Here is a 13440-nt window from a genome sequence, read left to right as displayed (position 1 = left end):
AGAAAAAGGATGAACCGGCTTCAAGCTGGTTCATCCTTTTGTTTTACAGTTGTTTCAGTTCGCTGATCCTGTGGATTACAGAGTCGCGTTTTTCGCTATAGTCTTTTTCCTTGGCACGTTCTTCTTCGATGACGCTTGCCGGCGCCTTTTTAACGAAGCCCTCGTTGCCTAATTTTTTCTGTACACGCTCAACTTCTTTATTAAGTTTGTCGAGTTCTTTTTCAAGACGTTTCACTTCTTCGTCAATATTGATCAGTCCTGTAAGCGGAAGGATTAGTTCTACGCCAGTTACGACAGCTGTCATGGCTTGAGCAGGCTCTTCGACTTCGATTCCGATCGTCAATTGTTCAGGATTACAGAAACGCTCGATATAGCTGCTGTTTTTCTGTAATGTCGCTAAGATGGCCTCATCTTTCGCTTTTAAAATCAAATTGATTTTTTTGCTTAACGGTGTGTTCACCTCAGCACGGATATTACGGACGGAGCGGATGATTTCAACAAGCAGCTTCATTTCCTCGGCTGCAGCTGTATCTGTCAACTCTTCATTCACTTCCGGCCAAGCGGCAACAGTGATGGACTCACCTTGATGCGGTAGGTTCTGCCAGATTTCTTCGGTAATGAATGGCATGAACGGGTGTAACAATCTCATTGTGTTATCCAGTACATACGCCAAGATCGAGCGCGTCGTTTTCTTAGCCGCTTCGTCTTCTCCATATAGCGGAAGCTTCGCCATTTCAATATACCAGTCACAGAAGTCATCCCAAATGAAGTTGTATAGCACGCGGCCCACTTCACCAAACTCATAACGGTCCGCAAGTCTGGTTACGTTGGAAATCGTTTCATTCAAACGCGTCAAGATCCATTTATCGGCTACAGACTTCTCACCGCTTAAATCGATTTCGTCATACGTCATGCCATTCATGTTCATCAAAGCAAAACGTGATGCGTTCCAAATCTTATTGGAGAAATTCCAAACTGCTTCGACTTTTTCCGTACTATAACGAAGGTCCTGGCCTGGCGAGCTGCCCGTAGATAAGAAGTAACGCAGGGAATCGGCACCGTATTGATCGATGACATCCATCGGATCGACACCATTGCCTAGCGATTTACTCATCTTGCGCCCCTGTTCGTCACGAACCAGTCCGTGGATCAGCACATCTTCAAATGGTCGTTCACCTGTGAACTCAAGAGCTTGGAAAATCATCCGAGATACCCAGAAGAAAATGATATCATAGCCTGTTACAAGTGCCCCGGTTGGATAGTAACGTTGGAAATCGACACTGTCCTTGTCAGGCCAGCCCATAGTCGAGAATGGCCATAATGCCGAGCTGAACCATGTATCAAGGACATCTGTATCTTGTTCCCAGTTTTCAGCGTCCGCCGGCTCCTCATGACCTACATACACTTCACCTGTTTCTTTATGGTACCAGGCGGGAATGCGGTGACCCCACCAAAGCTGACGGGAAATGCACCAGTCGCGGATATTTTCCATCCAATGCAGGTACGTTTTCTCGAAACGGTCCGGTACGAAATGAACTTTTTCCTCATCGGTTCCTTTTTGAAGCTCAACGGATGCATCAGCCAGCGGCTGCATCTTAACGAACCATTGCGTCGAAAGATATGGTTCAACAACAGCACCGCTTCTCTCTGAATGGCCTACTGAGTGAAGGTGATCTTCGATTTTGAAGAGTACTCCTTCTTCCTGAAGGTCCTTGACGATTTGCTTACGGCATTCAAAACGGTCCATGCCTTCATATTTACCGGCCTTTTCATTCATCGAGCCATCTTCATGCATGACAAGGATGCGCTCCAAGTCGTGACGGTTCCCGATTTCGAAGTCATTCGGATCATGAGCAGGAGTAATTTTGACCGCGCCTGAACCGAATTCCATATCGACATAATCATCACCGACAATCGGGATTTCCCTGCCTGTAATTGGCAAGCGGACCTTTTTGCCGATCAAGTGTTTATAACGGTCATCTTCAGGGTGTACAGCAACAGCAGTATCGCCAAGCATCGTTTCTGGACGGGTGGTGGCAATTTCAATTTCACCCGATCCGTCAACCAATGGATATTTCATATGGTAAAATGCGCCTTGCACATCTTTGTAAATGACCTCGATATCGGATAACGCCGTTTTCGTTGATGGATCCCAGTTGATGATGTATTCGCCGCGATAAATCAAGCCCTTGTTATAAAGCGAAACGAACACTTCGCGCACTGCTTTTGAAAGACCTTCATCCAGGGTGAAGCGTTCACGGGTATAATCAAGTCCAAGACCTAGCTTTGACCATTGTTCACGGATATGGCTCGCATATTCCTCTTTCCATTTCCATGTCTCTTCCACGAATTTTTCACGCCCAAGGTCATAACGGCTCACGCCATCCGCACGAAGTTTCTGTTCTACTTTCGCTTGAGTAGCAATACCGGCATGGTCCATGCCTGGTAACCATAAAACATCATAGCCTTGCATCCTTTTCATGCGTGTCAATATATCTTGAAGTGTCGTATCCCAAGCGTGGCCAAGATGCAGCTTACCTGTAACGTTAGGCGGCGGGATGACAATCGTGTATGGTTCTTTTTTATCGTCACCCGTCGTTTCGAAAAACTTTCCATCAAGCCACCATTTGTAGCGGCCTTTCTCTATCGTCTGCGGATCATATTTAGTCGGCATTGAAATTTGGTTCTCTTCCATATCATTTCCTCCTTTTGGGCATAAAAAAAACTTCCATCATCTCAAAAGGACGAAGGAAGTTGTTCGCGGTGCCACCTTTTTTCCGAAAAAGAAAAAAATCCCTTTCGGCTCTCAAATCGGATAACGGCTCTTCACCGGCCTTCGCTACTAAGAAGTTCACGAAGACTGCTCGCGGACGACTTCGGATGCTGCTGCCTGGAAACCTCGCACCAATTTGGTTTCCTCTCTGAAAAGTGCATTTCATCTTACTATTTCCGGTCTTTGCATTGATTTATATTCATATGTAAAAACATTGAATGCATATAGTATATAGTACAAAAAACATGGGGCTCCAGTCAATCATCTTTTCGCTTACTTTCTCAGGAATCATCCCATTTGATGCATTCATGTTCGTTTTCTTTATTTTATCCTCCAGAAACAGTGAATGTGACGGCTGTTTCACCTTTTTCACTGCCCACCCATAGAATATAAGAAGTCCTAAAAAGGAAGGTAATAATATGAAGCGAAGATATACTCCCTATACTTTACCGCCTTGGGTGAAAAAATTCCGCGGTGTCTGCCAGCAGTTCATCGTCCCCTTTATCGTATTCCAAGGATTACGTACGCTGATTTTCCCGACTTTTTTCGATATGCTCCTGCTTATCGCGTTTATTTTCCTGGCCATGTCTTTGTATTTCGAATGGATTTAATTATTCCCTTACAGCAAAAAAATATACATGACTGGAGATGATCCAATCATGTATATTTAGCTTGGGGGTGATTGTTCTTCTTTGGCAGCCTCGGCAGCCGCCTTTTTCTTCTGTTCGATTTCTTCGATTCTCATCACCATATATTCAATATTTTTCAATAGCCAAAATTGCCGCTGAAGTTGCGTGACATTATCAAGCTCTGAACGATGGCCCCTGCCATCGGAATAACCCTTCACTAATTCCAAAGCTGATCCAGGGAATGCCAGATAACTTTGCATGAGCAATAATTCTTCTTCTTTTAACGGAAAATAACGAAAATAGTTATATAGCCAGTCAACACAGTCATCGCATTGGACAGGATAGGTCCTGGCCGCTTTAACGAGAAATGGCAGTAAATCGAAATGCGGCGGAGCCGTATTCGAATTCTCAAAATTGATGAAGTAGCCATATCCCCGCTCATCATAAACGAAATGCTTCAAAGAAACCTTTCCGTGCGTTACCACGGTTCGAACCTTTTCACTATCCTTCGTTTTTTCATACCAGGTTTCAAACTTCTTGATCGAGTACTTCAGTGCCTGTGAAATATCAGTGTAGAAAGAACAAACCGTGAGTTCGAATGGAGACATATACCACTTCTTTTCACAACTGACAATATACTCTTCTATAAATTCCTTTTCGTTATTCCAGGCATCAAGCGTCCGCTCATAATGTGCTTCCCGTTCCTCAATATCCACTTGTATTTCCTTAACGGAAAGTGTATGCATCCGAGCAAGCTCTCTGAACAATTGCTTATGCTTTTCATCGCGCTCCCCGTCCCTTTCATCATTGAGCCAGGGCATCAGGTAATACAAACGTCCATTATGAAGAACGGCGTAACGCTGATCCATCGTTTGATAAATGGGAACGATTCGATTATAGCCGCGATGGTACAGTTTTTGAACATTTTTGATAAAATCAATGCCGTTATGCGGTGACATGGATTTCAAGGCAAATGTACCGCGATCACTGTATACTTTTTTTACACGCCCGAAGTCCTCAATATATTGTACATACATGGCATATTCCTTCAATACGGTCTCCGTGTCCCGATCCCGATTGGCAGGCTGCTGATTCTCGTTTTCCCTCACGAGACTCACTCACTTTCTCTAAAAAAACTAAACAATCCGCTTCCTCTAGCATTTAAAAAACAGGAGCAGAGCATATGCCCTGCTCTCTGTCCCGGTCAATTCTTATACGCAACCGCCTTCGGTATATAAATGACTTGCCCTTCATGAACGTTCTGATTCGACTCCAATTCATTGCTGAAAAGGATCGATTGAACCGTAACATCATATCGTTGAGCCAAGTCATCAAGCGTTTCCCCTTGCTGAACAATGCAAACCTTCATCCTTACCAGTTCTTCTTCTTGTTTCCGTCCGAATAAATCCATGATGGAAAGCTGCTTTTCATCATGATCGGCCGTTTCTTTTTCATCACGTTCCGCTGCTTGTTTCCTGCCTTTGAAACTCTTCCCCTCCTTAGCCGGAGGCGCAGGTCTTTCCCTCTTTTTGAATAGATCGCTTATGGACGAATTGGATTCCTCTTCCTGCTCCACCTTCACATTCTCATTAAGGATAGGACCCGCTGTAACGGCATCGTCTTCCTGCCGGATGACATCCTCGGTTTCTACATTTAAAACTGGGCTACTTTCATGATTGGTTGCTTGACTTGGCTCTTCTTCTACTTCTTCTATAAATGTCACTCTAGGAATCTCCAAGGAATCCTGCCTGCTTGGTTCTTCCTCCAATTTTGCCTCTCCCATGGAAGGTACCTTTTCCGGGGAGTCAGGCGGATCACCAATTACTTCTTCCTCTACAGCTTCAGCTTCTTCCTGTCTATGCACTTCCGTTTCCCATTCCTCCTCTTCAGGATATGGTGAAACAGGAATTTCAAAAACGGGAGCATTATGCTGATCGCTTAAATAAATCGGTTCCTCTTCTTCTTCTTCATTTGCTTCAGAAACCCGTTTTGACTCTGCAGAAAAAGGCGCGTATAACTCTTCTTCCTCCTCATCACGGAAAACGGGCTGAAAATCCGGGATTGGCGGCACTGCGGCTGCATAAGGAATATATGACTCATTTTCTCCATCCGTTTCTTCCTGATCCTCCGTTTCCCCAACTTCCTGCTCAGTATCAAACCGTTCTTCCACATATGAATCATTATAGATTCCGGTTATCAAAAGGTCCGCCTGCAATTTCAAGCAGTTATGCTCTGGCATGGCATAATCAAAGCTTTGAATCGAGACATCAACCTCATCCAAAGAGGCAATCCGATTATTCGGAATCGTTATATCAACCGGAAAACGGTGTGTGAACTCATTAAGTCCATTGGGATGCCTCTCGACCTTTTGAACCGCTTTTGGCAAAAAGGTCTGCGAAAACTCCTCTTCTTCACCATTTTGCGAGTCTTTGTATTCACCGCTTAAATCCAACGAGCCTCGTATAAAAACATATTGATCACTTTCTTGAATCGACACATTTGGATCAAGGGAAATAGAGTATAGCTCAGCCACTTCCTGTCCCTTCTGGAACCAAACGGATTCCTCTAAAGAAAATCGTAAATACGATTCATTTTCTTGCGACAAGACAACTCCTCCTTTCAGCTTCATGAAACGGTACCTATACCAATATCAATCTATGAAGGGAGGAAGCTGTTTATTCCTTAATTCATTTGCAGCTCTCCTTAGATATTCCCTGAATTAAAAGAAAGAGGTTCAATTTTCAGGCTAAATCAAGCGGGAATAACAATCAGCTTGAAAAACCCGCTCGGCATACCGCCATATTAATTCCCAACAGCCTATTAATTCTGCTTTCTACCAATTATTTCGACCTACCTCCAATTAATTCGGCCGTGAACGTTAAATTCGGTTCTTACACATACGGATTGAATTCAAAAAAACTGGCTGCATTTCTCCAAAAGTTTTTGGAAAAATGGCAGCCAGTTCAAATTTATCATTATCGAATATCGCGGTAGCTCATGAAGCCTTGAATCATTTTTTTAATTTGGCAAAAGCCTGTTCTGCCGCAGCAATGGTTTTTTCGATATCTTCATCACTATGTGCAGTGGAAAGGAATAACCCTTCAAACTGTGACGGCGGCAAGTAGATGCCTTGATTCGCCATTTCCCTATAGTAGGAAGCAAAGAACTCTAAATCGGATGTTTTTGCTGTATCATAGTTTACGACATCTTCATTAGTAAAGAAAAGTCCAATCATGGAGCCGGCACGGTTGAATGTATGGGGAACACCGTACTTATCCGCTGCCGCTCCAATTCCTTTTTCGAGCATATCCCCTTTTCGAGTGAACTCAACATAAGATTCTGGAGTCAATTGGCTCAGCGTTTCAAGGCCGGCCGTCATGGCAAGAGGATTACCGGACAATGTTCCCGCTTGATAGATTGTCCCACTCGGGGCAATTTGTTCCATGAATTCGCGCTTGCCTCCGAATGCTCCGACAGGCAAGCCGCCGCCAATTACTTTCCCAAGGCAAGTCAGGTCAGGTACGATGCCAAAATAGCCTTGTGCACAATTATAGCCGACACGGAACCCTGTCATGACTTCGTCAAAGATCAATAAAGCCCCGTATTGGGTCGTCACTTCACGTAAGCCTTCGAGGAAACCAGGTTGTGGCGGAACCACACCCATATTCCCTGCAACAGGTTCTACGATGATACAGGCGATGTCTTCGCCAAATTGTTCAAACGCATATTTGGTTGCAGCAAGATCATTATATGCTACGGTAATCGTATTTTTTGCAATGCCTTCCGGTACACCTGGGCTATCCGGTAAACCTAATGTTGCAACGCCGGAACCCGCTTTGATCAGCAATGAATCGCCATGGCCATGATAGGAACCTTCGAATTTCAGGATTTTATCACGGCCTGTTATGCCTCGTGCCAGCCTTAGCGCACTCATCGTCGCTTCGGTTCCTGATGATACCATCCGGATCATTTCAATCGAAGGCACCCGTTCCATGACCAGCTTGGCCAGTTCATTCTCAATCAGCGTAGAGGTTCCAAAGCTTGTACCTGACTCCGCTACTTTTTTCAATGATTCCACGACACGGTCATTCGTGTGACCCAGGATGAGCGGTCCCCATGATAGAACATAGTCGATATATTCATTTCCATCGATATCATACATTTTCGAGCCTTTTCCACGCTCCATGAAAATGGGATCCATGTCCACAGATTTGAAGGCACGTACCGGGCTGTTCACGCCGCCTGGCATCAAATTTTTTGCTTCGGCAAAAGCTTTTTTCGATTTTTCATATGACCGCATGATTCAATCCCCTTTTTCCATTACAGGTTATATTTTTTTATCATTGATTATCTTCGTTTATCCAGCGTGCTACCTCTTTTGAAAAATACGTGATGATCAAGTCGGAACCTGCGCGTTTCAAGCCTGTCAGCATTTCCATCACTATCGCTTTTTCATCAATCCAGCCGTTTTGGGCAGCAGCTTTGACCATTGAATATTCACCGCTGACATTATAGGAAACGATCGGAAGATTAAAGTTATTCTTAACGTCCCTGATGATGTCCATGTAGGAAAGGGCCGGTTTCACGATTAGGAAGTCCGCACCTTCAGCAACATCGCTTTCAGCTTCACGAAACGCTTCAAGGCGATTGGCGGGATCCATTTGGTAAGTTTTCCTGTCGCCAAATTGCGGCGCACCATTCGCGGCATCACGGAATGGGCCGTAAAAAGCCGAAGCATATTTCACCGCATAGGACATGATCGGAATATCTTCATAACCCGCTTCATCCAGACCTGCACGGATGGCCGCAACGAAACCGTCCATCATATTGGAAGGCGCAATGATGTCTGCGCCGGCCTCAGCCTGGCTGATTGCCGTTTTGGCAAGAAGGTCAAGAGAAGCGTCATTAAGGATTTTTTCCCCTTCAACGACCCCGCAATGGCCATGGCTTGTATACTCGCAAAGGCAGGTATCCGCTATGACAATAACTTCAGGATATTGTTTTTTAATAAAGCGGATTGCTTCTTGCACAAGTCCGTTGTGATGAAATGCCCCTGTTCCCTGTTCGTCTTTATCATGATCAAAAGGGACACCGAATAAAATGACTGATTTAATGCCCAGACTCACGACTTCATCCATTTCGGCACCCAGATTATCCATGGATAGCTGATAGATACCTGGCATGGAGTTGATTTCATTTTTCACATTTTTCCCGTCGATGACGAAGATCGGATAAATCAAATCCTCTTTATGCAATTGTGTTTCACGGACTAAAGCCCTCATGCCAGCACTTGCACGCAAGCGGCGGTGGCGATTGAATGGAATGTTTTTCATTTGAAAGTTCCTCCCTGTTTATTTCTTTTCAAGATAAAGCGTATTAACTCCGCAACCATGGCATCCGTCGTATAAACATCTGGACAGACATCGACGGATAGCCCATGTTTTTCAGCCGTTTTAGCGGCAATCGGCCCGATGCAGGCGATGATGATCCGGTCTATGTATGTATCCAATTCATGGCTTTTCATGATCTGTAAAAAATGATTGACCGTCGATGAACTCGTAAAGGTCATGATGTCGATTTCATGGTTCTTTATAAGCTGCACCAGTTTTTTTTCACTGCTTCGAGGAAGCACTGTATGATAAATTATCACTTCATCACAGATTGCTCCAGCTTCATTGATCGCCTCCGCTATAACCGCCCTTGCGAGATTTCCTTTTGCCAGCAACACTCGGGCACCCGGATCTAGCAGGGTATTGAACTCTGCCACGAACCCCTCGGCAACAAACTGGGCTGGAACGAAATCCGCCTTATAACCATGCCGTTTCAGGGCCGCTTCTGTTTTGGAGCCGATTACGGCTATTTTCGGAAGCTTCAAAGGCTGGTTTCCAAGAAGCCTAAAGAAGAATTCCACCCCATTTTGACTGGTCAGAATGATCCAGTCATATGTAAGCAACTCTTCAAACCGCTGATGCACATCTTCCATATGATCTGGAAGGGTGAACTCAAGCAATGGAACAAGAAGCGGCGTTCCGCCATTTTTTTCGATCGACTCTTTTAAACCATCTGCCTGTCCTTTCCCTCTGGTGATCAATACCTGATAATCCTTAAGAGGTTGAACTGGGTTCATTACTGATCAAGCTCTTCTTTTACGCGATCGATCAATTCTTTACCGCCCATTTCGCTAATCTGTTTGGCAGCAGCATGCCCAACCGCCTCTGGATCAGCACCTTCAACCATTTCTTTATATATCACCTTTCCATCCGGGGCAGCGACCAAAGCCGTCAAGGAAACGGACCCATTATCTTTTGCCACCGCAAATCCAGCAATCGGCACCTGGCATCCGCCTTCCATTTTATCCAAAAAGGCACGTTCCGCTTCAACCGTCCTTTTCGTTTTTTCACAGGTCAATTTCGCAAGTTCCGCCAGCAGTTCTTTGTCGTCTTCACGGCATTCAATGGAAAGAGCTCCTTGTCCAACTGCCGGAATGCAAATATCTTCATCTAAAAATTCCGTTACGATGTCCTGCTCCCAACCCATTCTTGATAGTCCGGCTGCCGCTAAAATGATAGCATCATAATCTTCCGTTTTCAGCTTATTCAGACGGGTATCGATATTTCCGCGAATCCATTTAATTTCAAGGTCCGGCCTTCTAGCCAAAATTTGCGCGCCACGCCGCAAGCTGCTTGTACCTATGATGGAACCGGGCTTCAGTTCGGAAAGGGTTTCATGGTTCTTTGAAATCAAGGCATCCCGATGATCCTCCCTCGGTGGTATGCAGCCGATCGTCAAACCTTGAGGCAGCACTGCCGGCATATCCTTCATACTATGTACGGCCATATCAATTTCTTTATCCAGCATCGCTTGTTCGATTTCTTTAACGAATAAGCCCTTTCCGCCGACCTTGGAAAGTGTTACATCAAGGATTTGGTCACCCTTTGTGACAATTTCCTTCACCTCGAACTCGTATGGGACCCCAAGTCCTTTAAGTTGATCGATCACCCAGTTCGTTTGGGTGATCGCTAATTTACTACGTCTTGAACCGACAATTATTTTTCTCATAGTTTCCTCCTATGTATTCCAAAAGTGGAATGTTGAAAGGCTTCCGAAAAGGAAAAAGTTAATTAACACAATCATGAAAGATCCAATATTCAGAAAGGCTAGCGTCCTTCCATACATTTGTTTCCGAATTTTCAAGTATAAAAACATACTGTAAGCAATAAGCAAAATAAATGAGCCGATGATCTTCATGTCCAGCCAGGATACCCCAGGGACTTTTATATAAGCCCATTGAATCCCGAGGATGAGGGAGACCACCAATAATGGAACACCTATAACTGCGAGGACATAGGACATATGCTCGAGCTTTGTTAAATCGCCGAGTCGAAGCAGGCGTTTTCCCCACTTCTTCCGTTTCAATAAATCATATTGAATTAAGTATAAAACTGAAAAAACGAAAGAAAGCGTGAATGCCCCATATGATAGGATCGCAAAAGTGATATGTATGAGCAATAGCTCTGAAACCAGGCGCTGTGCAAGCACTTGAGATTCTATCTGAACAGGTGCAAAGGTATGGATGGCCATAACCATGAAACCTAATACATTCGTAAAAAAGACCGTAAAATCGACTCTTAGCAATCGGTTAATGATCAATGATAGCGATATGAGGACCCATGCATAAAAATATAAGCCTTCAAAAATCGTCAATACCGGGAACCTTCCCGTTTTCAACACATACAGAAACAAAAAAATTGTTTGCAGCACCCAAACAATAGAAAGCAACCAGAAGGCGACCCTGTTCGCCTTCTGGTTATTATTAAGGAAATCAATAAAGTATAAAAGCATACTGATGGCATACAGCAAAACAGTGGCTTCATGCAATCTTGTCATTAGTAATTCCATATCTACCTCATTACTGGACAGGAACTGGATTCAATAGGGATGACTTGGAGCTGTTCCGTTCTTTTTCATCCCCAACCAGCTGGTCTTCAATCAATTCCTCTAAATGGAAGATTTTCACGAAATTATTTAATTGCTCTTTTGCATTCGGCTCATCTGCCAGCTCTTTTGCATAAAGTATCGGATCTTTCAGCATTTGGTTGATGATGCTTTTCGTATGCTTGTTCAGGACTTTTTTGTCACGTTCGCTCAAATGCGGAAGCTTTCTTTCGATGCTTTCCATCGTTTCCCTTTGTATCGATAGGGATTTTTCCCGTAAAGAAGAAATGACGGGAACCACACCAAGTAAATTAATCCACTGGTTGAAGTCCACGATTTCTGATTCGATCATCATTTCTATTTTCTCGGCAGCTTTTTTACGTTCTTCGATATTGGCTTGCACGATCCCTTCCAGATCGTCAATGTCATACAAGAAGACATTTTCCAGCTCGGCCAATGTTGGATCAAGGTCACGCGGCACTGCGATATCGACCATGAAAATAGGACGGCCCTTACGAAGCTTATTGATGAATGACATCATTTCTTTTGTTACAAGAAGATCTTTTGCACCAGTGGAAGTAATCAGGATATCGGTATCCACTAAAGCGCATTGAAGCTCTTGCAGCTGTTTGGCCGTACCATTGAATCTCTCAGCCAGGTCGACCGCTTTCTGAAAGGTGCGGTTAATGACCGTAATGCTGTCGGCGCCATTGCTATGCAGATTTTGAATGGCCAGCTCACCCATCTTACCGGCCCCAAGAATCAAGACATTCTTGCCATTCAGGCCTCCAAAGATTTTTTTTGCAAGCTCGACTGCCGCATAGCTGACGGAAACGGCATTGGTATTGATTTCGGTTTCCGAATGAGCTTTTTTAGCTAATGTAAGGGCTTGCTTGAAGAGATGGTTAAAAACGGTACCGATCGTATCTTCCTTCTGCCCTAACAAATAGCTTGAACGTACTTGTCCCAAAATCTGAGTTTCTCCCAGTATCATGGAATTCAAACCGCAGGTAACTGAAAATAAATGCTCGACAGCCCCATCGCCTTCATAAATGAACAGATATTTAGAAAATTCTTCTTTATCGATGTTAAACCATTCCGAAAGAAATTCCTTGATATAATACCTGCTTGTATGGAGCTGGTCCCCGACCGCATAGATTTCCGTCCTGTTACATGTTGAAATAATAATGTTTTCCAAGATGCTTTTTTTATTTTTAAGAGCTTTCATTGCCTCGGCAAGTTCGGCTTCGTTAAACGATAGTTTTTCCCGAATTTCTACAGGGGCAGTTTTGTAATTTATACCAACCGCTAGAATATGCATCCTTTTGTTTTGCACCCCCAAAATTTTTCATGTAAATTAATTATACCATGTACTAAAATGGATTCACGCAAATAATATGAACAGTTTATGAAAACATATGCTACCATGAAAAGACAGCCAAAACGCCTCAATGCTACAAAAGGTGTCTAAGCGGGATTTGTAAAGTTACATACATATTTCGACATTGTGTACAAAAGTACCATATCAAAAATGGCAAAAAACTTCAAGTAATCGAATTGCATAGGAGGATAAAATGAAAACGCAACGTATTTTCCCAGGAATCGTTTTAATCGGTTTCGGGCTCTATTTTTTTCTTGAACATTCCCAAATCGAAATCTTTCCGGGCTTTTTCAGCTGGCCCACTTTATTATGTATTGTCGGTGCCGCCTTCCTGATTCAGGCATATAGCGGTAATGAATATGAGTCCATCCTGCCAGGCGTCATCTTACTTGGGTTCGGTGCCCACTTCCACATCGCCGAGAACCTGGAGATTTGGCCGGATGATATAGGTATCTTTATTTTAATCATCTCACTGGGATTTATTCTCCGGGCACGTAAAACAAATTCTGGAATGTTTCACGGGATGGTCATATTCATCGTCTCGATCACATTCTTATTCTACGATAAAATCACAACGTCTTTCGGGATTGTTGAAACAACCACCGCGAACATCGAAAGGTTTTGGCCTTTTGCCTTGATGGCGATCGGCATTTATTTTTTGGTTCGAAAAAAGTGAAGATTTTCGATTACATAATGAAAAAGGGTATTCCAGATGCGGAATA

At 43.8% G+C, this 13440-nt stretch carries 11 protein-coding genes and 1 other annotated feature; of the genes, 2 read left to right on the top strand and 9 right to left on the bottom strand.

Annotated elements, in window-relative coordinates:
- Nucleotides 1–43: 43 nt before the first annotated feature.
- Complete coding sequence (locus tag AC2YHV_RS00605; RefSeq protein WP_034308891.1) at nucleotides 44–2695, bottom strand: valine--tRNA ligase; 2652 nt, start codon at nucleotides 2693–2695, stop codon at nucleotides 44–46.
- A gap of 42 nt (nucleotides 2696–2737) precedes the next feature.
- Nucleotides 2738–2966: a binding site (T-box leader), on the bottom strand.
- 226 nt (nucleotides 2967–3192) lie between these two features.
- Between AC2YHV_RS00605 and AC2YHV_RS00600 the strand changes: the two genes are divergently transcribed.
- On the top strand, nucleotides 3193–3384 hold the full coding sequence (locus tag AC2YHV_RS00600) for a hypothetical protein (RefSeq protein WP_034308896.1): 192 nt from the start codon (nucleotides 3193–3195) through the stop codon (nucleotides 3382–3384).
- Between the two features lie 56 nt (nucleotides 3385–3440).
- On the opposite strand, the gene ysxE is transcribed toward AC2YHV_RS00600, so the two are convergent.
- From ysxE to hemA, 8 genes are all read right to left on the bottom strand, one after another.
- Nucleotides 3441–4511: a spore coat protein YsxE gene (ysxE, locus tag AC2YHV_RS00595; RefSeq protein ID WP_230135225.1), complete on the bottom strand. Its 1071-nt coding sequence runs from the start codon at nucleotides 4509–4511 to the stop codon at nucleotides 3441–3443.
- A 95-nt stretch (nucleotides 4512–4606) separates the two neighbouring features.
- Nucleotides 4607–6007: a stage VI sporulation protein D gene (spoVID, locus tag AC2YHV_RS00590; protein ID WP_487372385.1), complete on the bottom strand. Its 1401-nt coding sequence runs from the start codon at nucleotides 6005–6007 to the stop codon at nucleotides 4607–4609.
- Nucleotides 6008–6412: 405 nt separating this feature from the next.
- Nucleotides 6413–7702, bottom strand: coding sequence for a glutamate-1-semialdehyde 2,1-aminomutase (gene hemL / locus AC2YHV_RS00585; protein ID WP_063575549.1), 1290 nt, complete (start codon nucleotides 7700–7702; stop codon nucleotides 6413–6415).
- A gap of 40 nt (nucleotides 7703–7742) precedes the next feature.
- Nucleotides 7743–8735: a porphobilinogen synthase gene (gene hemB, locus AC2YHV_RS00580; RefSeq protein ID WP_487372384.1), complete on the bottom strand. Its 993-nt coding sequence runs from the start codon at nucleotides 8733–8735 to the stop codon at nucleotides 7743–7745.
- Nucleotides 8732–9529, bottom strand: coding sequence for a uroporphyrinogen-III synthase (locus tag AC2YHV_RS00575; RefSeq protein WP_487372383.1), 798 nt, complete (start codon nucleotides 9527–9529; stop codon nucleotides 8732–8734). Before AC2YHV_RS00575 ends, hemB begins: the two co-directional genes overlap by 4 nt.
- Entirely contained in the window at nucleotides 9529–10461 is a 933-nt protein-coding gene (gene hemC / locus AC2YHV_RS00570) for a hydroxymethylbilane synthase (RefSeq protein ID WP_057276649.1), read from the bottom strand. Before hemC ends, AC2YHV_RS00575 begins: the two co-directional genes overlap by 1 nt.
- Nucleotides 10462–10470: 9 nt before the next feature.
- Complete coding sequence (locus tag AC2YHV_RS00565) at nucleotides 10471–11301, bottom strand: cytochrome C assembly family protein (RefSeq protein WP_283928974.1); 831 nt, start codon at nucleotides 11299–11301, stop codon at nucleotides 10471–10473.
- Between the two features lie 10 nt (nucleotides 11302–11311).
- Complete coding sequence (gene hemA, locus AC2YHV_RS00560) at nucleotides 11312–12658, bottom strand: glutamyl-tRNA reductase (RefSeq protein WP_283928975.1); 1347 nt, start codon at nucleotides 12656–12658, stop codon at nucleotides 11312–11314.
- Nucleotides 12659–12911: 253 nt separating this feature from the next.
- Between hemA and AC2YHV_RS00555 the strand changes: the two genes are divergently transcribed.
- The gene (locus AC2YHV_RS00555; RefSeq protein WP_063575548.1) at nucleotides 12912–13394 is read left to right on the top strand and encodes a LiaI-LiaF-like domain-containing protein; all 483 of its coding nucleotides are present in this window, start codon (nucleotides 12912–12914) and stop codon (nucleotides 13392–13394) included.
- The last annotated feature ends 46 nt before the right edge of the window (nucleotides 13395–13440 follow it).

The sequence above is a fragment of the Peribacillus sp. SRI_006 genome, from assembly GCF_057586375.1.
The sequence above is the reverse complement of the archived record's forward strand: the minus strand, read 5'-3'. Positions and strand labels throughout refer to the sequence as shown.